The sequence below is a fragment of the Sphaerisporangium sp. NPDC049457 genome (assembly GCF_055586705.1).
The window spans coordinates 199,637-222,882 of record NZ_JBVJHR010000006.1 but is presented as its reverse complement, the minus strand read 5'-3'; the positions used below and the strand labels follow the sequence as shown (position 1 = coordinate 222,882).

21 protein-coding genes are annotated in these 23,246 nt (G+C 71.6%); 13 read left to right on the top strand and 8 right to left on the bottom strand.

Annotated features, from left to right (window positions below; translation table 11 throughout):
* Positions 1-17: 17 nt before the first annotated feature.
* The 6 genes from mtrA to ACZ6QO_RS11905 all read left to right on the top strand — a co-directional run bounded on the left by mtrA (position 18) and on the right by ACZ6QO_RS11905 (position 7,351).
* Complete coding sequence (gene mtrA, locus ACZ6QO_RS11930) at positions 18-695, top strand: MtrAB system response regulator MtrA (RefSeq protein ID WP_465850003.1); 678 nt, start codon at positions 18-20, stop codon at positions 693-695.
* A gap of 40 nt (positions 696-735) precedes the next feature.
* Entirely contained in the window at positions 736-2,502 is a 1,767-nt protein-coding gene (mtrB, locus tag ACZ6QO_RS11925) for an MtrAB system histidine kinase MtrB (protein WP_465850001.1), read from the top strand.
* Between the two features lie 64 nt (positions 2,503-2,566).
* Complete coding sequence (locus ACZ6QO_RS11920) at positions 2,567-4,345, top strand: LpqB family beta-propeller domain-containing protein (RefSeq protein ID WP_465849999.1); 1,779 nt, start codon at positions 2,567-2,569, stop codon at positions 4,343-4,345.
* Between the two features lie 223 nt (positions 4,346-4,568).
* Positions 4,569-5,312 (top strand): ComF family protein, encoded by a 744-nt coding sequence (locus tag ACZ6QO_RS11915; RefSeq protein WP_465849997.1) that lies wholly within the window; start codon positions 4,569-4,571, stop codon positions 5,310-5,312.
* A 517-nt stretch (positions 5,313-5,829) separates the two neighbouring features.
* On the top strand, positions 5,830-6,510 hold the full coding sequence (gene hpf / locus ACZ6QO_RS11910) for a ribosome hibernation-promoting factor, HPF/YfiA family (RefSeq protein ID WP_465849995.1): 681 nt from the start codon (positions 5,830-5,832) through the stop codon (positions 6,508-6,510).
* Positions 6,511-6,646: 136 nt separating this feature from the next.
* Complete coding sequence (locus ACZ6QO_RS11905) at positions 6,647-7,351, top strand: response regulator (RefSeq protein WP_465849993.1); 705 nt, start codon at positions 6,647-6,649, stop codon at positions 7,349-7,351.
* 91 nt (positions 7,352-7,442) lie between these two features.
* Here the strand turns inward: ACZ6QO_RS11905 and ACZ6QO_RS11900 are convergent, their stop codons facing one another.
* The gene (locus tag ACZ6QO_RS11900) at positions 7,443-8,795 is read right to left on the bottom strand and encodes a winged helix-turn-helix domain-containing protein (RefSeq protein ID WP_465849992.1); all 1,353 of its coding nucleotides are present in this window, start codon (positions 8,793-8,795) and stop codon (positions 7,443-7,445) included.
* Positions 8,796-8,861: 66 nt separating this feature from the next.
* Complete coding sequence (locus tag ACZ6QO_RS11895) at positions 8,862-9,152, bottom strand: HGxxPAAW family protein (RefSeq protein ID WP_465849990.1); 291 nt, start codon at positions 9,150-9,152, stop codon at positions 8,862-8,864.
* 293 nt (positions 9,153-9,445) lie between these two features.
* Between ACZ6QO_RS11895 and secA the strand changes: the two genes are divergently transcribed.
* On the top strand, positions 9,446-12,247 hold the full coding sequence (secA, locus tag ACZ6QO_RS11890; RefSeq protein ID WP_465849989.1) for a preprotein translocase subunit SecA: 2,802 nt from the start codon (positions 9,446-9,448) through the stop codon (positions 12,245-12,247).
* Between the two features lie 120 nt (positions 12,248-12,367).
* On the opposite strand, the gene ACZ6QO_RS11885 is transcribed toward secA, so the two are convergent.
* The 3 genes from ACZ6QO_RS11885 to ACZ6QO_RS11875 form a co-directional block, all read right to left on the bottom strand.
* Positions 12,368-13,015: an Rv3235 family protein gene (locus ACZ6QO_RS11885; RefSeq protein WP_465849987.1), complete on the bottom strand. Its 648-nt coding sequence runs from the start codon at positions 13,013-13,015 to the stop codon at positions 12,368-12,370.
* Positions 13,016-13,183: 168 nt separating this feature from the next.
* On the bottom strand, positions 13,184-14,644 hold the full coding sequence (locus ACZ6QO_RS11880) for a PTS transporter subunit EIIC (protein WP_465849985.1): 1,461 nt from the start codon (positions 14,642-14,644) through the stop codon (positions 13,184-13,186).
* 30 nt (positions 14,645-14,674) lie between these two features.
* On the bottom strand, positions 14,675-15,415 hold the full coding sequence (locus ACZ6QO_RS11875; protein ID WP_465849983.1) for a GntR family transcriptional regulator: 741 nt from the start codon (positions 15,413-15,415) through the stop codon (positions 14,675-14,677).
* Positions 15,416-15,572: 157 nt separating this feature from the next.
* Between ACZ6QO_RS11875 and ACZ6QO_RS11870 the strand changes: the two genes are divergently transcribed.
* The 6 genes from ACZ6QO_RS11870 to ACZ6QO_RS11845 all read left to right on the top strand — a co-directional run bounded on the left by ACZ6QO_RS11870 (position 15,573) and on the right by ACZ6QO_RS11845 (position 21,450).
* On the top strand, positions 15,573-16,607 hold the full coding sequence (locus tag ACZ6QO_RS11870) for an SIS domain-containing protein (protein WP_465849982.1): 1,035 nt from the start codon (positions 15,573-15,575) through the stop codon (positions 16,605-16,607).
* A 40-nt stretch (positions 16,608-16,647) separates the two neighbouring features.
* Complete coding sequence (locus ACZ6QO_RS11865) at positions 16,648-16,884, top strand: PTS sugar transporter subunit IIB (RefSeq protein ID WP_380840265.1); 237 nt, start codon at positions 16,648-16,650, stop codon at positions 16,882-16,884.
* 23 nt (positions 16,885-16,907) lie between these two features.
* Entirely contained in the window at positions 16,908-17,363 is a 456-nt protein-coding gene (locus ACZ6QO_RS11860; protein WP_465849980.1) for a PTS sugar transporter subunit IIA, read from the top strand.
* Between the two features lie 300 nt (positions 17,364-17,663).
* Positions 17,664-17,921, top strand: a complete 258-nt coding sequence (locus tag ACZ6QO_RS11855) for an HPr family phosphocarrier protein (RefSeq protein ID WP_465849979.1) — start codon at positions 17,664-17,666, stop codon at positions 17,919-17,921.
* 23 nt (positions 17,922-17,944) lie between these two features.
* Positions 17,945-19,615, top strand: a complete 1,671-nt coding sequence (ptsP, locus tag ACZ6QO_RS11850; protein WP_465849977.1) for a phosphoenolpyruvate--protein phosphotransferase — start codon at positions 17,945-17,947, stop codon at positions 19,613-19,615.
* A gap of 68 nt (positions 19,616-19,683) precedes the next feature.
* Positions 19,684-21,450, top strand: a complete 1,767-nt coding sequence (locus ACZ6QO_RS11845; protein WP_465849975.1) for a glycoside hydrolase family 3 protein — start codon at positions 19,684-19,686, stop codon at positions 21,448-21,450.
* A 125-nt stretch (positions 21,451-21,575) separates the two neighbouring features.
* Here ACZ6QO_RS11845 and ACZ6QO_RS11840 read toward each other — a convergent pair whose 3' ends face one another.
* The 3 genes from ACZ6QO_RS11840 to ACZ6QO_RS11830 all read right to left on the bottom strand — a co-directional run bounded on the left by ACZ6QO_RS11840 (position 21,576) and on the right by ACZ6QO_RS11830 (position 23,032).
* Entirely contained in the window at positions 21,576-22,286 is a 711-nt protein-coding gene (locus ACZ6QO_RS11840; protein WP_465849973.1) for a DUF4386 domain-containing protein, read from the bottom strand.
* Between the two features lie 105 nt (positions 22,287-22,391).
* Entirely contained in the window at positions 22,392-22,610 is a 219-nt protein-coding gene (locus tag ACZ6QO_RS11835) for a helix-turn-helix transcriptional regulator (protein ID WP_465849971.1), read from the bottom strand.
* Between the two features lie 2 nt (positions 22,611-22,612).
* A complete protein-coding gene (locus tag ACZ6QO_RS11830; protein ID WP_465849969.1) occupies positions 22,613-23,032 on the bottom strand; it encodes a hypothetical protein in 420 nt (139 codons plus the stop codon).
* Positions 23,033-23,246 lie beyond the last annotated feature (214 nt).

Here is a 23,246-nt window from a genome sequence, read left to right as displayed (position 1 = left end):
AGAACGAATGAGGGGCCATGAAAGGACGCGTGCTGGTCGTCGATGACGACGCCGCTCTCGCCGAGATGCTCGGCATTGTCCTTCGGGGGGAGGGCTTCGAGCCGTCGTTCGTCTCCGACGGCGACAAGGCGCTGGACGCGTTCCGCGACACCAGACCCGATCTGGTGCTGCTCGACCTGATGCTGCCCGGCGCCGACGGCATCGACGTGTGCCGCCGCATCCGCGCCGAGTCCGGGGTGCCGATCGTCATGCTCACCGCCAAGAGCGACACCATAGACGTGGTGCTCGGGCTCGAGTCCGGCGCGGACGACTACATCGTCAAGCCGTTCAAGCCCAAGGAGCTCGTGGCCCGGGTGCGGGCCAGGCTGCGCCGCACCGACGAGCCGACGCCCGAGGTGCTGCAGATCGGCGACATCACCATCGACGTCGCCGGCCACTCGGTCAAGCGCGACGAAGAGACCGTCAACCTCACCCCGCTCGAGTTCGACCTGCTGGTCGCGCTCGCACGCAAGCCGCGCCAGGTGTTCACCCGCGAGGTGCTGCTCGAACAGGTCTGGGGGTACCGCCACGCGGCCGACACCCGGCTGGTCAACGTGCACGTGCAGCGGCTCCGCGCCAAGATCGAGAAGGATCCCGAGCACCCCGAGATCGTGGTGACCGTCCGCGGCGTCGGTTACAAGGCGGGCCCGGCGTAGGCGGCGCCCGCCGCCGCCCCGCCGTGACCAGGGACAACCCATGGCCCTCCCCACCTCCTCTTCCGGTGTCGCCCGCCCTTCCCAGGGCCGGCCAAAGCCCAAGAAGAAGACCCGGCGGACCCCGCGCCAGATAGTGCGCGGCGTCCGCCGGCGGGCCCGGCGCGCAGCGGGGCGGGTGCGCCGCGTGTGGCGCCGCTCGCTGCAGCTCCGCGTCGTCACCAGCACGCTGGTCATCTCGATGACCGTCGTGGTGGTGCTCGGCGTCTTCCTGCTGTCCATGATCAAGACGGCGGTGCTGGACGGGCGCAAGCAGACGGCGACCGCCGAGGCCCAGGCCAACGTCACCACCGTGGCGGGTTATCTCGCCCAGGCGCAGGTCACCACCGCCAAACAGCCGACGGCGACGCAGAGCGACGACCCCGACAACGCGATCAAGAACCCGGTCGACCAGGCGGCGGACGCGCTCGCCCGCCGGGCCGACGCGCGCTACAGCGTCGTGATCCTCAGCGGCTACCGCGTCGGCGAAGGGCGCGGCACGGGCGACATCGACCAGAGAAGCGTCACCCAGAAGCTGCGCGACGCCGTGCGGACGGCCAAGAACGGGCCGCAGGCGCAGTACACCTCGATGTACTACCAGGGAAGCCCGCAGCCGACGCCCGCGCTGGCCATCGGCGCCATGGTGCCGAACGTCGACGGCGACTACGAGGTCTACCACTTCTTCCCGCTCGACGACGACGTCAACACCCTGTCCCAGGTCCAGCAGTGGCTGATCGTGGTCAGCGTGGCCCTGGTGCTGCTGCTCGCGGCCGTCGCCTCGCTGGTCACCCGCCAGGTGGTCACCCCGGTCCGGCTCACCCGCCAGGCCGCCGAGCGCCTGGCCGCCGGCCGGCTGGAGGAACGGCTCAGGGTGCGCGGCGAGGACGACCTGGCCCGCCTGGCCGCCTCCTTCAACGAGATGGCCTCCACCCTGGCGTTGAAGATCCACCAGCTTGAGGAGCTCTCACAGGTGCAGCGGCAGTTCGTCTCCGACGTCTCGCACGAGTTGCGCACGCCGCTGACCACCGTCCGCATGGCGGCCGACCTGCTGTACGAGAGCCGCGAGGACTTCGAGCCGGCCGCCGCCCGCTCGGCGGAGCTCATGCAGAACCAGCTCGAACGGTTCGAGTCGATGCTGGCCGACCTGCTGGAGATCAGCCGGTACGACGCGGGCGCCGCGACGCTCGACATCGACTCGGTCGACATGCGCGACGTCGTGCTCAGGGCGGTGGGCGACTCCCAGCCGCTCGCCGAGCGCAAGGCCACCCGGCTCGACCTGCGGCTGCCCAACGAGCCGTGCATGGCCGAGGTCGACAGCCGCAGGGTCGAGCGCATACTGCGCAACCTGCTGTTCAACGCCATCGAGCACGGCGAGGGCCGCGACATCGTGGTCACCCTCGGCGGCGACCGCGACGCCGTGGCCGTGGCCGTGCGCGACCACGGCGTGGGGCTCAAGCCGGGCGAGGAGAACATGGTCTTCGACCGGTTCTGGCGCGCCGATCCCTCCCGGGCGCGCACCATCGGCGGCACGGGCCTCGGCCTGGCGATCTCCCGCGAGGACGCCATCCTGCACGGCGGCTGGCTGCAGGCGTGGGGCATGCCGGGCGAGGGGTCGCAGTTCCGGCTGTCGCTGCCCCGGCAGGCCGGGGCCGATCTGCGCGGGTCGCCGCTGCCCCTGGTCCCGCCCGAGATCGAGATGCGGCGCACCTGGAGAGGCCAGGCCACGCCCGTCCTCTCCCCGGCCATCGAGGGAGCCTTCGATGGCGACTAGGACGGTGACGACTAGGACGGTGACGACTAGGACGGTGACGACTAGGACGGTGACGACTAGGACGGTGACGACTAGGACGACCGCGGCCAGGACGCTGCCGCGGGGCGTGGCGGTGGCCGTGGCGGCGATGCTCATGGCGCTCACGGCGGCCTGCTCGACCGTGCCGACCGGCGGCAACGTCTTCGCGGCGGGCGGCGGGCGCGGCGGAGACGCACTCAGCCAGCCCTATGTGCGCATCCTGCCCGAGTCGCCCAAGCCGAAGGGCACGCCGCTGGAGATCGTCACCGGCTTCCTGGCCGCGGCGGCGAGCTTCGACGACCCGCTGCGCTCCAAGGCCCGCGAGTACCTCACCGGGGAGGCCCAGCGCACCTGGAGCCCCTTCGACTCGGTCACCGTGTACGACGGCTCCCTCGGCCTCGACCCCCCGAGGGTGGACCTCCAGCAGTCCCGCGTGACGCTGAAGGGCACCGTCCTCGGCACGCTCGACGGCGACGGGCACTACGTGCCGACCGACACCGCCGCGAGCGGCGAGTTCGACCGCGAGTTCACGCTGGTCAAGGTGCAGGACGAGTGGCGCATCTCCTCGGCGCCCTCGGGGCTGTGGCTGACCGACGACGACTTCAAGCGCTCCTACCGCTCCTTCAACCTGTACTTCGCGGCCTACCAGGCGATCGGCCTGGTGGCCGACCAGGTGCGCGTGCCGATCAACCCCAGCGAAGGGCTGGCCAAGTCGCTGGTCCACCGGCTGCTCCTCGGCCCGACGGCGCCGCTCAGAGGCGCCGTGGAGTCCGCGTTCGGGCCGAACGTCGATGTCAACAACGTGTCCGTGGAGAACGACACGGTCGTGGTCGACTTCACCTACGGCGTGGTCGACGCCGCGCCGGCCGAGGTCAGAGGCGAGGCGCTGGCGGCCCAGCTCGCCTGGACGCTGAAACCGCTGACCGAGTCGCGGCGCATCGAGGTGCGGGTCAACGGCGAGCAGTTCCCCGGTGGGCCGTTCATCATCGACCCGCGCGACTACGACCACTTCGACCCCGACGTGCTCGCCCAGCCGCAGGCCTACTACCTGCAGCAGGGCAGGCTGCACCGGCTGGACGAAGACAGCGGCAACCCCGTGGTGGTCGGCGTCGGCCAGGTCGGGACGCGGCAGTTCAGCCATCTGGCGGTGTCCAGCGACCAGGCGGTCAAGGTCGCGGCGCTTGAGAAGGCCGGCGGCGTCTACGTCAGCGGCATCAACCCCGGCAGCCAGTGGCAGCGCTGGATCGAAGGGGCGCACCTCACGCCGCCGTCCTGGGACCGCTACGGCGATCTGTGGTCGGTCGTCCGGCAGGGGCCGCGCAAGTCGCAGGTGCTCAGGGCGCACGACGCCACGCGGCAGATCCCGGTGAGCGCTCCCCTCCTGGAGAACAGCGACGTGCGTGCCTTCCGCGTGGCGCGCGACGGCGCCCGGGTGGCCGTCATCGCCGACGACGGGCACGGCGAGCGCGTGCTCGTCGGCTCCGTCAACCGGCACGAGGGCAAGATCCAGAACCTGCGGCCGCTCGTGCCGGCGAACGAGGGCCAGCGGATCATCGACATCGCCTGGCGGGACGCCGACACGCTGCTCGTGCTGATGATGAGCAAGGCCGACCGCGAGCTGCGCACATGGTCGGTCACGCAGGGCGTGCGGGTGGAGACGCCCAAGGCCGCCGGGCGCATCGAGAGCATCGCCGCGGCCCCCGACCCGGCCCCCATCCTCGCCGGGACGGCCAACGGCGAGATCATGGTCTGGAACACCCAGAAGAGCCAGTGGACCACCTTGGTCAAGGACGGCGCCGACCCCCCGGCCTACCCCCTCGGCTGACCGCCCGAGCATGACTGCGGGGCCGGCGGGGGACATCGGCTCCCGCTCCAGCGGGCCGTCCGTGCCCGTGTGGCCTTCCGCGGCGTCGCCGCGGCCTGTGGTCCTGTGGACGGCCGCCGCGGCCTGTGGACGGCGGGCGTTTCGCACCGGTTCGGCGTGGGCGCCTGTGGACGGCCGCGGCAGGACGCCCGGCGCCGTCGGTGCCGGGCCTCATGGTGGGCGGGTGCTGACCGCCCTCCTCGACCTGATCTCGTCCCGCCGTTGCGCCGGATGCGCGCGGCCGGGCGCCGCCGTGTGCGGCCTGTGCGCCGCCGAGCTGCTCGGCGACCCCGTCCCCCGGCCGCCGAGCCCGCCGCCTCCCGGGCTTCCCGACTGCTGGTCGGCCGCCCGCTACGAGGGCGCCGTCCGCCGCGTCGTGCTGGACTACAAAGAGCGGGGCCGCACCGCGCTGGCGCCCGCGCTCGCGGCCTGCCTGGTCTCCACGCTGCTCGCGGCGCTCGCCGCCCGCGGCCTCCCGTCCGGCACGCCGCTGGTCCTCGTGCCCGTCCCGAGCTCGCGCCGGTCGGTGCGGCGGCGCGGGCACGACCCGGTCCGGCGCCTGGCCGCGCTGGCGGCGCGGGCCCTGCGGGCGCGGGGGTGGCCGGCCGTGGCGGCGCCCGTCCTGGCGCAGGCCGGGCGGGTGCGCGACCAGGCGGGCCTGAGCGCATCCCAGAGGGCCGACAACCTCGCCGGGGCACTTGTCCTCCGGCGCGGGCCCCGCGCCTTCGAGCGTCGCCTCCAGGGCTCGCCCGGGGCCGTCGTGGTCCTCCTGGACGACATCGTCACCACCGGCGCCACGCTGGCCGAGGCGGCGCGGACGCTGCGCGGCGAGGGGGCGTCCGTGCCGCTCGCCGTCACGCTGGCCGCCACGCCGAGGCGCGCGCGACACGCCCGGATTCGAGACAACTGCGAGGATTACGCAGGGTAATGACAGGGTCAAATCATGAGCATGTCCGGTCGGTCACATCTTGCTGTCCCATACCACTGCGTCACCTGCCGACTCGACGTGAGAACCCTTCGCGGAACGGGTCCCAGCATGGTCAACGCGCGGTCGGTGGATGTTCTCATTCTCGCCACCGAATCACTCATAGTGATCCTTCGGTCGATCCCGCGGCTGACATTCGCGCCGGTAGGGACTAGCGTTCGAGCATGGCACCCGTTCGGGTCCGTGGTTGCGCCGGACCGACCCCCGTAAGGGGACCGGACTGGCTAGCCGATGCCAGCCGCAGGCGAAACGGCCCACGTAAGGCGACTCTTCGTCGACCGATCACGGTGCGGCTTAGAGGTAAGTCCTGCCTTCCCGGAGGTCCAGATGTCCTCCGTCAGAAGAGAAGGGCAGTAGTGGCCACAGAGCCGCGAACCCCTCAGCAGGCGGATGTGGGGACGAAGACCAGGTCGGCCGGACGGGTGCCCTCCTCGCAGTCGAGACGAAGGGGGGCCTTTGAGTGGACATCATCGTCAAGGGACGGCACACCAGTGTGAGTGACCGGTTCCGCGATCATGTGACGACCAAGCTGGCCAGGATCGAACGACTGGACAACAAGCTCATACGCGTCGATGTGGAGGTGTCGAAGGAAGCGAACGTGCGGGCGACCGAGCACCGCGAGCGGGTGGAGCTGACCATCCACTCCAAAGGACCGGCGATCCGGGCGGAAGCGTCCGCCGACGACCGGTTCTCGGCCCTCGACATCGCCCTCGGCAAGCTCGAAGGACGGCTGCGGCGCATCGCCGACCGCCGGAAGGTCCACCACGGCAACCATTGCCCCCCATCGGTAGCCGAACTGACCTCCGTCCTGGCCGACACCTACGAGTCCTTGCCCGAACCGCTTCCGCCCGAGCCCGTCGCGCCGGCCGAGCAGGCCGCCGAGCGGGCCGCCGAGCGCGCCCGGCATGAGACCGAGTACCCCGAGCCCATCGTCCCGATCGAGATGGACGGCGACGGGCCCCTCGTCGTCCGAGAGAAGTTCCACCAGGCCGATGCCATGACGATCGATCAGGCACTGCTGGAGATGGAACTGGTGGGCCACGACTTCTACCTGTTCAGAGACAAGGAGTGCGGGCTGCCCAGCGTCGTGTACCGGCGTGTCGGGTACGCGTACGGCGTGTTGCGGCTCGTGGAACAGTAACCGACGCGTTCGATGATCCTCTCGACCACCCCCGCGCGCCGGAAAGCCATGTAATGATGGCGGTTCCGAGGGCGCGGGAGCGTCGCACGGCAGGGGTCGACCTGCCCGCGCGACCGGCTCCCCACGAGGAGGAGGCGTGACGCAGACCGACGAAACGGCCGGCCGCTCCGGGCGTCAGGAGCCGATCCGGGTGCTGATCGTGGACGATCACGCGCTGATCCGGCGGAGCCTTGAGCTGGCATTGGCCGCGGAGCCGGACATAGAGGTGGTCGGCGAGGCGAGCGACGGCAAGGAGGCGGTCGAGATCGCCGACCGCCTCCTGCCGGACGTCGTGCTGATGGACGTCCGCATGCCGCGTCAGAGCGGCATCGAGGCGACCCGGGTGATCAAGGCGTCCGTGCCGAGCTCGCGCGTCGTGATGCTCACCGTGAGCGACGAGGAGGAAGACCTCTTCGAGGCCATCAAGGCGGGCGCCACGGGCTACCTGCTCAAGGACGTCCAGATCGACGAGGTGCCCGACGCCGTGCGAGGCGTCCACGAGGGCCAGTCGCTCATCAACCCGGCGATGGCGGCCAAGCTGATCAGCGAGTTCGCCAACATGAGCCGCAAGGAGGCCGAGCGTCCTCCGCAGCTGCCGGTGCCGCGGTTGACCGACCGCGAGATGGAGGTGCTGCGCCTGGTGGCCAAGGGCATGAACAACCGTGAGATCGCCAAGCAGCTGTTCATCTCCGAGAACACCGTCAAGAACCACGTGCGCAACATCCTGGAGAAGCTCCAGCTGCACTCGCGCATGGAGGCCGTCGTCTACGCCGTCCGGGAACGCCTCCTCGAGATCACCTGAGCCGCCCCGCCCGTGCGCTGAGGCGGCGGAGGCCACGACGCGCGGCGGCCGTGCGTCTCAGTGGGCGGCCGACGGGTGGCGGTCGTGCGTCTCAGAGGGCGGCCGGCGGGCGGCGCAGGGCCGCTTCCAGCGGAGCGGCGAGGTGCGGGGCGCTGACGCGCTCGGCGCGCACGTCGTCGCAGCCGACCCAGGCCGCGGCCTCCCACAGCGCGTCGCTCATCGCCTCGACGGCGGCGGCGGTGCGGGCCGTGCCGCCGCGCCCGGCCTCGGGCTCGAACCCGACGTACCGCGCCACGAGCGTCGAGCCCTCGCGCGCGGGATCCACCCGCCCGATCAGCCGGCCGCCGGCCAGCACCGGCATCGTGAAGTAACCGTGCACCCGCTTGTCCTTGGGCACGTAGGCCTCCAGCCGGTGGGTGAAGCCGAAGACCCGCTCGGTGCGGGCGCGGTCCCACACCAGCGAGTCGAACGGCGACAGCGCGGTGGTGCGGTGGCGGCCGCGCGGGGCGGTGGCCAGCGCGGCGGGGTCGGCCCAGGCGTTGGCCGCCGGCCGCGCGCCCGCCACCGCCCCGTGCCCCGAGCCGCCCGCCCCGCCCCCGGAGCCGCCCGCCCCGCCCTCGGAGCCGCCCGTCCCGCGCCCTGAGCCGCCCGCGCCGCGGCGCGAGGTGCCCCAGCCGTCGACGTACACCGGGACCAGGCCGGCGGAGCCGTCGCGCAACGCCTCGTCCAGCAGCGCCCCCTGCGGGCCCCGCACCCGGATGAAGTCGGCCAGGTCGGCGCGCGCGGCCACCCCCAGGGCACGGCCTGCGTGGCCGGCCAGGCCGCTCACGCACTCGGCGTCGGTGAGCTCGCGACCGAGCAGGGCGGAGGGGACCACGCGCTCGGCCACGTCGTACACGCGGCGCCACCCGACCCTGCGGGTGCAGACCACCTCGCCGACGTCGAGCAGGAACTCGACGGCGATCTTGACGTCCGACCAGTCCCACCAGGGGCCGCCGTTCTTGGCGCCGCCGAGGTCGGTGGTGGTCACCGGCCCTTCGTTCCTGACCTGTTCGAGCACCTTGTCGATGGTGGGCGGCACCTCGTGCCAGCGGATGCCGCGCTCGCGGTAGGCGCGGCGGCGGAAGGCGTACAGCGGCCAGTCGTCGATCGGGACGACGCAGGCGGCGTGGCACCAGTATTCGAACGCGGTGGCGGGCTGGTGCCAGTAGGCCCGCTCGACCTTGGGCCGCCCGACGGCGCCGAGCCGTGCGTACGCCACCAGCTCGTGGGAGCGGGCGAGCACCGAGATGGTGTCGAGCTGCACGGCGGCCAGCCGGCGCAGCATGCCGGCCACCCCGCCCCTGCGGGAGTCGGCTCCGAGGAACCCCTGGGCGCGCAGGATGACGCGGCGGGCCTCGTCTGCGGACAGTTCGAGCACGGGGGCGGGGAAACCGTTCGGCATGTGTCGATGGTAGGGCGGGCCACCGACAAAACAGCTATGAAGGTGTCGTCCCGGGACGGGCGCCGATCAGGCGTGCTCGCCGCGGTGCTCGAAGGGAGAGTGGTGCTCCTGCACCGCGATCTGGCGCGGGGCGTCCTCGATGACGTCGGAGAAGATGTCGAAGACGAGAGCCAGGATGCCGCCGATGACGATGACCGCGCCGCCGCCGACCCAGAAGAGAAGCCAGTTGGGACCCATGACGAGGGCGATGCCGCCGATCGTGAAGCCCAGCAGGATCACGGTCACCGCGAGCCATGACGAGGCCCGCCCGGCGTGCGACTGACCGCTGTGTGATTTCGCCGGTGCGCTCTCGGCCATCCCGACTCCTTGTTCTCGTTAGTTTTCACTTGCCGCCGGAGGGCCGCCCCGAGGCAAAGATTCCCTGCCCGTACCATCGCACGATATACAACGTCACCGGCCGTGCCGCATGCCGTACCCTCTCAAGCCGCCGCTGGAAGACGCGCGGAAACCCTCACGCTCTCCGACAGCGTCGTTGACGATGGCTGTGTCCGGTGGTGAAACCGCCTACCATGGCTGTGGGGAACCATGTCTCGTCCTCATGTCCGCAGCCGCCGGGCCGCGGTACAGACCTGCGAGGAGCTTTACTCAAAGTGCCAGCCATTCTCGACAGAATTCTTCGCGCCGGCGAGGGCAAGGTCCTGCGTAAGCTGAAGCGGATCTCCGAGCAGGTCAACTCCATCGAGTCCGACTTCACCAGCCTGAGCGACGCCGAGCTGCGCGCGCTGACCGACGAGTTCAAGCAGCGCCACACCGACGGCGAGTCCCTCGACGATCTGCTTCCCGAGGCGTTCGCCGCCGTGCGCGAGGCGGCCCGCAGGGTCCTCGGCCAGCGTCACTTCGACGTGCAGATCATGGGCGGCGCCGCGCTGCATCTCGGCAACATCGCCGAGATGCGCACCGGTGAGGGCAAGACCCTGACCTGTACGCTGCCGTCCTACCTCAACGCCATCGGCGGCAAGGGCGTCCACGTCGTCACGGTCAACGACTACCTGGCCAAGCGCGACGCCGACAACATGGGACGCGTCCACCGCTTCCTCGGCCTCGAAGTGGGCGTCATCCTCGCCAACATGGCGCCCGACGAGCGCCGCCGGCAGTACAACGCCGACATCACCTACGGCACCAACAACGAGTTCGGCTTCGACTACCTGCGCGACAACATGGCGTGGTCGCTGGAAGAGTGCGTCCAGCGCGGCCACAACTACGCCATCGTCGACGAGGTCGACTCCATCCTCATCGACGAGGCCCGCACGCCGCTGATCATCTCCGGTCCCGGCGAGCAGTCCGGCAAGTGGTACGCCGAGTTCGCCAAGATCGTCCCCCGCCTCCGACGCGGCGTCGAGGGCAAAGACGGCGAAGAGAGCACCGGCGACTACATCGTCGACGAGAAGAAGCGCACGGTCGGCATCCTGGAGGCCGGCGTCGAGCGGGTCGAAGACTGGCTCGGCATCGACAACCTGTACAAGCCCGAGCACACCCACCTCGTCGGCTTCCTCAACAACGCCATCAAGGCCAAAGAGCTGTACAAGAAGGACAAGGACTACATCGTCGTCGACGGCGAGGTCCTGATCGTGGACGAGTTCACCGGTCGCGTCCTGCACGGCCGCCGCTACAACGAGGGCATGCACCAGGCCATCGAGGCCAAGGAGGCCGTGAAGGTCAAGGACGAGAACCAGACCCTCGCCACCGTCACGCTGCAGAACTACTTCCGCCTCTACACCAAGCTCGCCGGCATGACCGGCACGGCGGCCACCGAGGCCAACGAGTTCCACCAGACCTACAAGCTCGGCGTCATCCCGATCCCGACCAACCGGCCGATGGTCCGCAGAGACCAGGCCGACGTGGTCTACAAGACCGAGGACGCCAAGTTCAACGCCTGCGTCCTCGACATCAAAGAGCGCTTCGAGAAGGGCCAGCCGGTCCTCGTCGGCACCACCTCGGTCGAGAAGTCCGAGAAGCTGTCGAAGGCGCTCAAGCGGGCCGGCGTCACCCACGAGGTGCTGAACGCCAAGAACCACGCGCGTGAGGCCGCGATCATCGCCGAGGCGGGCCGCAAGCACGCCGTCACCGTCGCCACCAACATGGCCGGCCGCGGCACCGACATCATGCTCGGCGGCAACCCCGAGTTCCGCGCCGATCTTGAACTCCAGCAGCGCGGCCTGTCTCCGTCCGAGACGCCCGAGGAGTACGAGAAGGCCTGGCCCGAGGCGCTCGAGAAGGCCAAGGAGGCCGTCAAGGCCGAGCACGAGGAGGTCACCGAGCTCGGCGGCCTGTACGTCCTCGGCACCGAGCGCCACGAGTCGCGCCGCATCGACAACCAGCTGCGCGGTCGTTCCGGCCGTCAGGGCGACCCTGGCGAGTCCCGGTTCTACCTGTCCCTGGAAGACGACCTCATGCGGCTGTTCAACTCCGCCCGCGTCGAGATGATCATGACGCGGCTGAACATCCCCGAGGACGTGCCGATCGAGTCGGGCATCGTCTCCAAGGCCATCGCCTCCGCCCAGCACCAGGTCGAGCAGCAGAACTTCGAGATCCGCAAGGACGTTCTGAAGTACGACGAGGTCATGAACCGCCAGCGCAAGGTGATCTACGCCGAGCGCCACCGCGTGCTGGAGGGCGCCGACCTGCACGAGCAGGTGCGCCAGTTCATCACCGAGGTCGTCGACGGGTACGTCCAGGCCGCGACCGCCGAGGGCTTCGCCGAAGAGTGGGATCTCGACAAGCTCTGGAAGGCCTTCCAGCAGCTCTACCCGATCTCGGTCACGGTCGACGAGCTGGTCGAGGAGGCCGGCGGCGAGCGCGAGGGCCTCACCGCCGAGCTCATGGCCGAGCGCATCAAGGCCGACGCCCTGGCGGCCTACGACCGGCGCGAGGAGGAACTCGGCGCCGAGACCATGCGCGAGGTCGAGCGGCGGGTCATCCTGTCGGTCCTCGACCGCAAGTGGCGCGAGCACCTCTACGAGATGGACTACCTGCGCGACGGCATCGCGCTGCGCGCCTACGCCCAGCGCGACCCGGTGATCGAATACCAGCGCGAGGGCTTCGACATGTTCGCGGCCATGCTCGACGGCATCAAGGAAGAGTCGGTCGGCTTCCTGTTCAACCTCGAGATCGAGGTGCAGGACAACCCGATCGTCGAAGAGGTCGCCCCGCAGGACGCCAACGTCTCCGAGGCCCAGGCGATCATCTCCAAGGCGCTGCGCCGCCCGCAGCGTCCCACCGAGATGATCTACAGCGCGCCCGGCGAGGGCGGTGGCGTCGAGCAGACCCGGGTGCGCACCACGGCCGAGGAGCGCGCCGCGTACGGCAACGTCGAGCGCAACGCGCCCTGCCCCTGCGGCTCGGGCAAGAAGTACAAGCGCTGCCACGGCGACCCGAAGAACGCCACCGCCTGACAGCGGCCCGTTCGAGGCGAACGGCCCCGTGACCCGCCGGTCACGGGGCCTTCTCCGTTCGCGGGACGCCGTCCGCGGCGCCGTCTGCGGGGCGCCGGCTGCGGGGCGCCGTCCGGGTGGTCAGGCGGTCTCGAAGTCGGTGACGAGCCACTGGACGCCGCGCCGTTCCAGGCGGAGCGCCAGCACGTGGCTGCGCTCGCCGCAGCGCACCAGCAGGCACGCCTCGACGGCGCCGTCGTGCGGCTGCTTGACGTGCGGCAGGGCGACGAGCGGCGGCCGCCTGGTGCGGATCATCGTGCCGGCGCGCACCAGGTCGGCGTACGCCTTGCCGGTCAGCCGGTCGGCGACCGTGCCGGGCGGCCGCCGGCCCGCGAGGATCTCGGCCAGCGCCTGCCCGATGCCGCGCAGCCTGCGCGCGTCGGGCGGCGCGGCCGCCGCCCGGCGTGCCTCGTACCCCCGGGAAGGGACGCCGGCGCCGCGGGCCGGGCCGGGGGACGCCGGGTCTGAGGGCGCCGGTGCCACCCACGGCAGGTCGGGGGAGACCGGGACGGGGGACGCCGGCGCCTCCCACGGCAGGTCGTAGGTGAGGGCCGGCGCCGCCTGCGCGGGAGGCTGCGGCGGGTACGCGGGGTCGCGCTCGTCGTCGTAGGGCGGGTCGGCCGGCGGGACGGGACGCAGCCGGGGGAGCGGCGCCGGCCGCGAGAGGCCGGCGGGGCGGCGGGCGCGCGACGGGGTGCGAGGACGGGACGGCTCGGGGGAGCGGGACATCGGGACTCCGGTGACGTCGGGGAAGTGACGCACTAAGGAGTTTTCGGCCGGCCGCGCTGATACCGCGGTGGCAGGTTGGGCTGCCAACTAACCGCGCCTGCGGTGTGGTTCGTCCGGCTTGCACCGAGAAGATCGGCCGGCGCGGACGCCACTGATGTCGGCGATGCGCTATTCGGGTCGTTCGCCGCCGGTCCGGCCGCCGTCCGAAACCCGCCCGGCGGCGGGGACGCGCGCGGCCGGCGCGCCGGCGCCCTCCCCGGCGTCGACGTCCGGCTCCGGCTCCCGGCCGGGGGTCATGATGTTCAGCCGCCTGATCAGGAAGCCGAACACCGCGTAGTACACCACCGCGTAGACCACGCCGAGCAGCATGATCTGCCAGAACCCGTCGGTGTTGGACTTGGTGGCGTTGAGCGTGGCGTCGATGGCCCCGGCCGAGAAACTGAAGCCGAGATGACCGTCCATCGCGGCCACCAGCGCCATCGACAGCCCGGTGAGCAGCGCGTGGATCACGAAGAGCAGCGGCGCGACGAAGATGAACGCGAACTCGATCGGCTCGGTGATGCCGGTGACGAACGCGACCAGCGCCGCCGAGATCATGATGCCGCCGACGGCGCGGCGGCGGTGCGGCGGCGCGGCGCGCCAGATCGCGATCGCGGCGGAGGGCAGGCCGAACATGATGACCGGGAAGAACCCGGCCATGAACTCGCCCGACCCGGGGTTGCCCTGCAGGTAGCAGGTGAGGTCGCCGGCGAACTCCTTGCCCGCCACGGTGCAGTCGGGCACCTGGAACCACACGATCGAGTTCAGGAAGTGGTGCAGCCCGAGCGGGATGAGCAGCCGGTTGACGACACCGTAGATGCCCGCGCCGGCCGTGGAGTGGTCGACGAGCCACTGGCCGAACGCGGTCATGCCCTCGCCGACCGGCTGCCACAGCAGCCCGAAGACCACGCCGAGCAGCAGGGCGGCGAACGCCGTGACGATGGGGACGAACCGCCGGCCGCCGAAGAACGCCAGCCAGGTGGGCAGCTTGATCCGGTGGTACCGCTGGTAGAGCAGCGCGGCGGTGATCCCGATGACGATGCCGCCGAGCACGCCGGTCGGGTTGCCCGCCGCCAGGTCGATCACCTGCACGGCGCGCCCGTCGGCCCGCACGACCGTCTGGGAGACCCGGTCGTGCACGGCGAACCCGGAGGCGTCGAAGAACAGCAGCCGCGACACCCGGTCGAAGACCAGGTAGCCGACGAGCGCCGCGAGCGCCGTCGAGCCGTCCGAGCGGCGGGCGAACCCGACGGCCACCCCGATGGCGAACAGCAGGGGGAGGTTGTCGAACAGCACCCCGCCCGCGCCGCCGACCACCTCGGCGATCTTGTCCAGGGCCGCGTTGCCGGTGCGTCCGAGCAGGTCGTCCTGGCCGAGCCGCAGCAGCAGGCCCGCCGCGGGGAGCGCGGCGATCGGCAGCATCAGCGAACGCCCGATGCGCGACAGGATCGCCATGAGGGCCGGCCCGAGCGAGGGCGAGGAGGACGGCGCGCCGCCCCCGGCGGAGGACGAGGCGCGCGAGACGTCCGGGGCGGTGGTGCCGGTGGTGTCGGGGAGGGGCGGGGTGGCGTCGGCCGAAGGGGGGCTCATCGGCTTTCCTCCAGGGAAGAGAAGGGAGGTTCAGCCTCGCCGCGTCGGTATTTCCAGCACCGTGCGGAGCTGGTACCGGTCGGCACGGTAGGTCGAGACCCCGAACTCGACGCAGACGCCGCCGGAGAACGACCGGCGCTGGAGCAGCAGCACGGCGCCGCCTCGTGGCAGCTTGAGCAGGTCGGCGTCGCCCGGGTCGGCGATGCCGCCGTCGATGGTCAGCTCTCCCGCGTCCAGCACCACCCCGTGGCGGGTCTCCAGCAGCGCGTAGAGCGACCGTCCTGACAGGTCGAACGACTCCAGGTCGGGCGCGAAGGACACCGGGATGTGCGCCCTTTCGATGCACAGCGGTTCCCCGTCCGCCGTGCGCAGCCGCTCGATGAAGTGCACGGCCTCGCCCGGCTGGATGCCGAGTTCGCGCGCCAGGTGGGCGCTGGCCCGGACCACCCGGCGGTCCAGGTCGCGCGAGCCGGGCTCCATGCCCCGCGCGCGCATGTCGTCGCTGAACGAGGTGAGCCGCAGCGCCATCTCGATCTTCGGGCGGGCCACGAAGGTGCCCTTGCCCGCGACGCGGTGCAGCCGCCCCTCGGACACGAGATGGTCGACGGCCTGGCGTACAGTCATGCGTGACAGGCCGAAACGCTGGCAGAGCTCCCGCTCGGAGGGGATCGCCGCTCCGATGGTGAGCTCGTTGCCCTCGATGAGATCGAGGAGGATCTCGCGAAGCTGGAAGTACTTCGGCACAGGGCTGTCGGGGTCGATCTTGGCCACTGTTTCCCTCCTCTCGATCTCCGCTTGGGTTTGAGTTAGGGTTTGTGCTGGTCTAGTCCGGACTAGACCACATGCCAGAAATGAGTGTCAACGTACGGACCGGCGACGGATCGATAACGGCCCGATCTCGCCCTCCAGAGCCTAAGGACGGGCACCCATGACCACGATGATGCGCAGCGAGATAGCCGAGCAGCCGGCCGCGCTCCGAGCGACCCTGGACGCGTTGCTGCCGATGATCGGCGAGGTGCGGGCCCTGGCGGGGCAGACCAGGCAGCTCGTCTTCATCGCCAGGGGCACCTCCGACAACGCCGCCGTCTACGGCCGCTATCTCGTCGAGGCGCACGCGGGTAGGATGTCGTCGCTCGCCGCGCCGTCCATCGCCACCACCTACAAGCGCAAACTCGACCTCACCGGCGTGCTCGCCGTCGCACTCTCGCAGTCCGGCAAGACCGAGGAGATCGTCGAGACCCTCGCCTGGGCCAAGGACTGCGGCGCGGGCGCCGTCGCGATCACCAACGGCGGCGAGCACTCGCCGCTCGCCGAGATCGCCCACCTCGCCCTGTGCACCCAGGCCGGCGAAGAGCGGGCCGTCCCGGCCACCAAGACCTACACCACCGCGCTCGCGGCCCTGGCCGTGCTGGCCCTCGGCCTCGGCGCCGACGTGGACGCGGCCGACCTCGAACGGGTCCCGGGCGCCGTCGAACGGCTGATCGCCGACCCGGGGGACATCGACGCCGTGGTGGAAGGGCTGGCGGAGGTGTCCGGCGTCGTGGTGTCGGGCCGCGGCATGGCGTTCTCCACCGCGCTGGAGACCGCGCTCAAGCTCAAGGAGGCCTGCTACCTGCACGCCATGGGCCTGTCGTACGCCGACCTGCTGCACGGCCCCATCGCGGTCGTGGACGAGAAGACGCCCGCGCTGCTGGTCGCCGCCGACGAGGGCCCGACCCTGCCCGGCACCGTCGCCCTCGCCCGGCGGGTCACCGGCGCAGGCGCGTCCGCCTACGGCGTCGGCGGCGGCGCCGAGCTGGCCGGAGCCTCCACGGCGGCGCTCAACGGGCCCGCGCTGCCCGAGTGGGTGGCCCCGATGGGCCTCATCGTCCCCGCGCAGATCCTGACCGAGGCCCTCGCCCGCCGGCGGGGCATCGACCCCGACTCTCCTCGCGGCCTGAACAAGGTGACGCAGACCGAATAGCGCCACTAGCTTTGCCCCAGGCGTAACGAGGAGGACGGACATGGCGGCAGACGCCAACGCGATCATCGCCGGGCTCGGTGGCGTCGACAACATCATCGAGATAGAGCCGTGCATCACCCGCCTCCGCACCGAGGTGCGCGACGCGTCCAAGGTCGACCACGCGGCACTGCGCGCGGCCGGCGCCCACGGTGTCATGGCGGCGGGCAACGTCGTCCAGGTCGTGGTGGGTCCGGACGCCGACACGATCGCCTCCGACATCGACGATCTCATCGAGTGAGCCTCGCGGCCGGTGGGAGTGCCATGACGACCGTTCTCGCCCCCGTGGCGGGGCATGTCGTGGGACTCGCCGCCGTGCCCGACCCGGTGTTCTCCGAGGGGCTCGTGGGCCCGGGGACGGCGATCGACCCGGCCAGGCAGGCCGGTGAGGCGCTCGCCCCGATCGGCGGGCTGGTGCTCAAGCTCCACCCGCACGCCTACGTGATCGCCGGCGAGGACGGCCGGGCGGTGCTCGTCCATCTGGGCGTCGACACGGTGCTGCTCAAGGGCGAGGGGTTCCGGGTGCTCACCGGCGAGGGCGAGCGGGTGCGCGCCGGGCAGCCGATCGTCGCCTGGGACCCCGCGGTCGTCGCGGCCGGCGGGATGTCGCCCATCTGCCCGGTCGTCGCCCTGGACGCACCTTCCGGCCTGCTCACCGCCGTTCTCACCGCGGGCCCCGTGCGCGCCGGGCAGCCGCTGTTCCGCTGGCACCGGTCCTGACGACCCCGCCGGGCCGCCGGTCGCGCCGGTGCCCTCGCTCAACAGGTGGGCGCGGGCGGCCACGGGACGACGACCAGGTACGCTCGTGCCGCCTGCCACCGCCGGGGGCGGGTATGAACACGCTGGGCCGGCGCCCCCACCGGGCGCGTGTCAACTGTCCGTCGCCGAACCAGCCATGCCAGATATGCCCGGTGTTATCCGGCCATTCCCGGAGATAGCAACTATCTCGGAATAACGTGCGAGCTGTACTGCTTGTCACCGGGTGGTCCGGACCGCCCCGGACGCAATGAAGGAGGAACCGTGGCCGAGCGCAAGGTCATCGTGGAGTCAGCGGTGGGTCTGCACGCCCGCCCGGCGGCGACGTTCGTGCAGACCGCAGCCAAAGCCCCCATCGACATCACCGTGGCCAAGCCGGGCAGCACGCCCGTCAGCGCCAAGAGCATCCTGTCCATCCTGGCGCTGGACGTGCGGAACGGCGAGGTCATCGTCATCCACGCCGACGGCGACGGCGCCGATCAGGTGCTCGACGAGCTGGCCGCGATCGTGTCGACACCCTGACACCCGATGCGAGGCCGGAGGCCATGGAGAGGTTGACGGGCACCGGGGTCAGCCCCGGCGCGGGCTACGGCCCGGCGTACCTCATGGGCGCGACCGTTCCGGAGCCGCCGGCCGGTTCCCGGCACGGCGGGGACGTGGTGGGCGAGGTGGCGCGGGTGGAGTCGGCCGTCGAGCGGGTGGCGGCCGAGCTCGAGGCGCGCGGCGAGGCCGCGGGCGGCGACGCGCAGGACGTCCTCGCGGCGCAGGCGCTGATCGCGCGCGACCCCACGCTCTCCAGCGAGGTCGCCGACCTCATCAACGCCGGCACGTCCGCCGAGCGGGCCGTGTACGAGGCGTACATGCGGTACAACGACATCCTCTCGCAGATCGGCGGCTACCTGGGCGAGCGCGTCGCCGACCTGGAGGACATCCGCGACCGGGTGATCGCCGAGCTGGCCGGGCTGCCGACGTACGGCCTGCCGGAGAAGGGCGACGAGCCCTACGTGCTGGTCGCCCGCGATCTCGCTCCCGCCGACACCGCGCTGCTGTCCAGGGACATCGTCGCGGCCTTCGTCACCGAGCAGGGCGGTCCCACCAGCCACACGGCGATCCTGGCCCGCTCGATGGGCGTGCCGGCCGTCGTGGCCTGCGCCGGAGCCACCTCCATCGCCAACGCCACGCCCGTCCTGGTCGACGGCACGACCGGCACGGTCGAGCTGGTGCCCTCCGAGGAGGAGGTCGCGGCGACGCTGGAGGCCGCGCGGTCGCGCGACACGGCGCTCACCGCGGTGACCGGCCCGGGCGCGACCGCCGACGGCCGTCCCGTGGCCCTGCTGGCCAACGTCGGCGGCCCTCGCGACCTGGAGCTGGCCCGCGAGTACGGCGCCGAGGGCATCGGGCTCTACCGCACGGAGTTCCTGTTCCTCGACCGGGACGTGGCGCCCACTGAGCAGGAGCAGCAGGACGCCTACCGGGAGGTCATCTCCGGGTTCCCCGACGGGCCGGTGGTGGTGCGCGTGCTGGACGCGGGCGCGGACAAGCCGCTGGGGTTCCTGCCGCCGACCGAGAACGAGCCCAACCCGGCTCTGGGCGCACGCGGCATCCGCATTATGCGGATATTTCCTGACGTCATGGCCGGGCAGCTGCGGGCGCTCGCCCGCGCCGCCGAGGGCATGACGGCGAGGGTCCAGGTCATGGCCCCGATGGTGGCGACGCCCGAGGAGGCCGCCTGGTTCGTGGCGGCGTGCAGGGCCGCGGGCCTGCGCTCGGCCGGCGTCATGATCGAGATCCCGGCCGCCGCGCTCCGCGCCACCGACCTCGCCCCCGCCGTCGACTTCTTCTCCATCGGCACGAACGACCTCGCCCAGTACACCTTCGCGGCCGACCGCGAAGTGGGCGCGCTGACCGCGTTCCAGGACCCGTGGCAGCCCGTCCTGCTCGACCTGGTGGCGATGACCGCCTCGGCGGGCGTCCCGTGCGGCGTCTGCGGTGAGGCGTGCGCCGATCCGGCTCTGGCGTGCGTGCTGGTCGGCCTGGGCGTGAGCTCGCTGTCGATGGGCGCCCCGGCCCTTCCCTGGGTACGCGCCGCGCTGGCCCACCACACGTTCGCCCAGTGCCGCGCCGCCGCCGTCGCCGCCCGAGCCCAGAGCACCCCGGAAGCCGCCCGAACCGCCGCCCGCACCCACCTCCCCGGCCTCTCCACCTTGGGCCTCTGACCCACCCACCCCCGCACTTATCCACAGAGAGGCGACGGTGCGGACGGTGACGCGGATACGGTTGTGGCATGGCCGGACCTTCCCCCGCAGTGGTGCTCTTGCTGGTCGCGACGTTGACGGCCGGGTGCGCCGCCACATCGACCACGACCGGCGAGGCGCCGCCACGCGCGGGCACGGCTCCGCCGAGCACCGCCGGCACCAGCGCCGCGGCCCCGAGTCCCACCTCCGCCGGGTCCGCCTCCGCGCCGCAGTCCACGGCCGGCGCCTCCGCTGATTCCTCGGTCGCCTCCCGGCTCGCCGCGATGAGCCTGCAGGAAAAGGTCGGCCAGCTGTTCATGCCGGTCGTGTACGGCTCGCGCGCCGACGGCGCGCACGGCGACAACCAGGCCAGGTTCGGGGTGGGCGCTCCCGCCGCCGTGGTCGAGAAGTACCACCCGGGCGGGGTGATCCTGTTCCCGTGGGCGGGCAACGTCGGCGATGCCCGCCAGTTGGCCGCGCTCACCCGCGGCCTGCAGAAGGCATCCAAGGTCCCGCTGCTCATCGGCGCCGACCAGGAGAACGGCGTGGTCTCACGGCTCGGCTCCATCGTCACCGACGTGCCGGGCAGCATGGCGATCGGCGCGACGCGCGATCCGGCCTCGGCCCGGGCGGCCGCCCGGGTGACCGGCGAAGAGCTGCGGGTCCTCGGCATCAACCTCGACTTCGCGCCGGTGGCCGATGTCAACGTCAACCCGGCCAACCCCGTGATCGGCGCCCGGGCGTACGGGTCCGACCCGAAGCGCGTCTCGGCCATGGTGGCGGCGGCCGTCGAGGGCTTCCACGACGCGGGCGTGGGCAGCGCCGCCAAACACTTCCCCGGGCACGGCGACACCCAGGTCGACAGCCACAGCGGCCTGCCGGTCATCCGCCACACGCGGTCCCAGTGGGAGAGGCTGGACGCTCCGCCCTTCAAGGCGGCCGTCGGCGCCGGCGTCGACATGGTGATGTCCGCCCATGTCGTGATGCCGAAACTCGACCCGTCCGGCGATCCCGCGACCCTGTCCAAGCCCATCCTGACCGGGCTGCTCCGCGGCAGGCTGGGCTTCGACGGCGTGGTCAGCACCGATGCCCTCGACATGCAAGGAGTGCGTGAGAAGTACGGCGACGCCGAGGTCGCGGTGCGCGCCGTCCTCGCGGGGGTCGACCTGCTGCTCATGCCGCCGAACTTCCGCAAGGCGTACGACGCCGTGCTGGGCGCCGTGAAATCGGGGCGCATCTCCCGCCAGCGGCTCGACCGGTCCGTGACCCGGTTGCTCACGCTGAAGGCCACCCGGGGCATCCTCGACGGCCCGGCGGCCGACGCCGGCCGGGCGGCCGAGGTGGTGCGCTCCGACGAGCACCGCAAGACCGCCCAGGGCATCGCCGACCGCTCGGTCACATCGGTCAAGGGCGCCAAGAACCTCCCGGTGAAGGGCAGAGTGCTGGTCACCGGGCCGGCGAGCCGGCGCCTGGCGGGCATGCTCGACGGCGCGTCCGCTTCGAGCACCGGCGACACCCCGACGGCCTCCCAGATCGCGAGTGCCAGGTCGGCCGCCGCCAGGGCCGACACGGTCGTCGTCACCACCAAGGACGCGGGGCCCGCACAGGCGCGCCTGGTCTCCGCCATGGGCGGCACCGGCAAGAAGGTCGTGGTCGTGTCGATGGGCGCCCCGTACGAGCTGGCGCGGCTGCGAGGGTATGACTCGGCACTGGCCGTCTACTCCGACGGCGACGCCTCCCTCCGGGCGGCCGCCAAGGCGCTGACCGGCGCCCTCACCCCCAAGGGCGCCCTCCCGGTCCGCTTACCCTCCCGCTGACGACTCCCGTCCGCCGTCGGCCGGGTGCGGCGGACCCGGCCGCGGCGGGGCGGGCCGGGCTGCGGCAGGGCGGACCGGGCTGCGGCGGCGCGGACCTGGCCGCGGCGGCGCTGTCGCGGTCAGGGTCACGCGGCGGCGGCGACGGCGGCCGGATGGTCGCGCCGCGGGGCCTTGACGCCCTTGATGAGCAGCCAGAGGATCATCGATACCTCCGCGACGGCGGCCGGGGCGACGGCGAAGGGGCTCAGCGCCGCGCCCAGGTCGGGGGCGGTGAACCGGGCGAACGCGTCGACGAGGTAGCCGAAGCAGCCGACCATGAGCAGCACGCCGATCACGCGCGGGATCATGCCCGACCGGTGGACGAGGTAGCCCATCGGCAGCAGCCACAGGCCGAAGAAGATCTGCGTCATCAGGTACCCATGGTGATGCAGGTCGAGCATGAGCAGCACGAATGCGTCGGATCCCTGCGCGCCGAAGGCGCTCGTGTAGGCCGCGTCGCTCATCTGCAGCGCCTCGAACTGGTGAGCCAGGTTGAGTGCCATCATGGCGGCGGCGATCGCCAGGAAGGCCACCATCGCCCGGGCGGCGTTGGCGTGCACGTGTTTGAGCAGCAGATACAGGGCCATGGCCGTCAACACCCCGGTCACGGTGGTGACGAGGTCGGCCACGACGCCGGCCCGTAAGAGGCCGGCATGGGCCGCGACGTTCTTCGCGGTCGTGGTGGCGTCACCGGCCTGGTACACCATGACGCGCACGATCTCGGCGAAGGCGCCGCCGATGCCGACGGTGAGGTAGAGCAGTCCCGCGATACGGGCGAGACGTTGAGGGGTGTGCACGGTTTCCTCCCTGGTTTCGGGGCATGACTGGCCGGACTTGGTTTCGGGCGTGACGGGCCGGACCCGCGAGGCGATCGCCTCGCGCGCCGGGTGAGGTCGTGGGGGTCAGTCCTGGGGGCGCTGGAAGACGTCCTCGAGCGGCACGTTGAAGACGCGGGCTATCTGGAAGGCCATCTCCAGCGACGGCGAGTAGCGGCCCTGCTCGATGGCGATGATGGTCTGCCGGGTCACCCCGACGCGGTCGGCCAGCTGCGCCTGCGTCATCTCGCCGTTCGCGAACCGCAGGGCTCTGATCGAGTTCGTGATCTTCGTGGGTTTGACCATGGCTAGAAGCCCCGGCGGTACAAGACGATCTTCGTGATCGACGAGGCGAGCATGGCCAGGACGAACGCCAGGTACAGCGCGTTGGCGATCCAGAAGTGGGCGGCCTCCGCCATGGCCAGGGCGAGCGGGATGATCGCGGCGATGCTCATGACGTAGAACCCGACGTACTCGCCCAGCCGGTGGATCTGCCGGTCGCGCTCGTCGGTCCGGTCGGCCTCCTCCGGCGAGACGATGCCGGCCGCGATGCCGGCGACGATGCTCAGCCCGATCGCGACGCCGATGGCGGTGAGCATCGGCCGCACATAGGCGATGCGCGCGACGTCCGCGCCCGGCACCTTCGACAGGACCGTGATGAAGTAGACCGCGGCCACGCCGACGCCGACCACGACGTAGATCCACGCACGTTTCTCTTCGGACGACATGTCCCACCCCCATGTAAAAAAACTTTGACATGGCCAAGGTAAAGCAATGCAGACATGATGTCTAGAATTTTTTACTTTGACCTTCCGGCCGTACGCACCGAACGCGCTGGATCGTGGTGGCGACGGCCGGGTCGCGGTACCAGCCCAACGCCCTGACCTGCCGGTCCGCTCGCATCCCGCCGATGCCGGCTGTGGCGAGGGGCAGGGCGGAGGG

What these genes read in the sequence shown, in the direction of transcription:
- mtrA (WP_465850003.1), top strand. Translation starts at nt 18, where the DNA reads ATGAAAGGACGCGTGCTGGTCGTCGATGACGACGCCGCTCTCGCCGAG.
- mtrB (WP_465850001.1), top strand. Translation starts at nt 736, where the DNA reads ATGGCCCTCCCCACCTCCTCTTCCGGTGTCGCCCGCCCTTCCCAGGGC.
- ACZ6QO_RS11900 (WP_465849992.1), bottom strand. Translation starts at nt 8,795, where the DNA reads ATGCCGAACGGTTTCCCCGCCCCCGTGCTCGAACTGTCCGCAGACGAG.
- ACZ6QO_RS11895 (WP_465849990.1), bottom strand. Translation starts at nt 9,152, where the DNA reads ATGGCCGAGAGCGCACCGGCGAAATCACACAGCGGTCAGTCGCACGCC.
- ACZ6QO_RS11885 (WP_465849987.1), bottom strand. Translation starts at nt 13,015, where the DNA reads ATGTCCCGCTCCCCCGAGCCGTCCCGTCCTCGCACCCCGTCGCGCGCC.
- ACZ6QO_RS11880 (WP_465849985.1), bottom strand. Translation starts at nt 14,644, where the DNA reads ATGAGCCCCCCTTCGGCCGACGCCACCCCGCCCCTCCCCGACACCACC.
- ACZ6QO_RS11870 (WP_465849982.1), top strand. Translation starts at nt 15,573, where the DNA reads ATGACCACGATGATGCGCAGCGAGATAGCCGAGCAGCCGGCCGCGCTC.
- ACZ6QO_RS11865 (WP_380840265.1), top strand. Translation starts at nt 16,648, where the DNA reads ATGGCGGCAGACGCCAACGCGATCATCGCCGGGCTCGGTGGCGTCGAC.
- ACZ6QO_RS11860 (WP_465849980.1), top strand. Translation starts at nt 16,908, where the DNA reads ATGACGACCGTTCTCGCCCCCGTGGCGGGGCATGTCGTGGGACTCGCC.
- ptsP (WP_465849977.1), top strand. Translation starts at nt 17,945, where the DNA reads ATGGAGAGGTTGACGGGCACCGGGGTCAGCCCCGGCGCGGGCTACGGC.
- ACZ6QO_RS11845 (WP_465849975.1), top strand. Translation starts at nt 19,684, where the DNA reads ATGGCCGGACCTTCCCCCGCAGTGGTGCTCTTGCTGGTCGCGACGTTG.
- ACZ6QO_RS11835 (WP_465849971.1), bottom strand. Translation starts at nt 22,610, where the DNA reads ATGGTCAAACCCACGAAGATCACGAACTCGATCAGAGCCCTGCGGTTC.
- ACZ6QO_RS11830 (WP_465849969.1), bottom strand. Translation starts at nt 23,032, where the DNA reads ATGTCGTCCGAAGAGAAACGTGCGTGGATCTACGTCGTGGTCGGCGTC.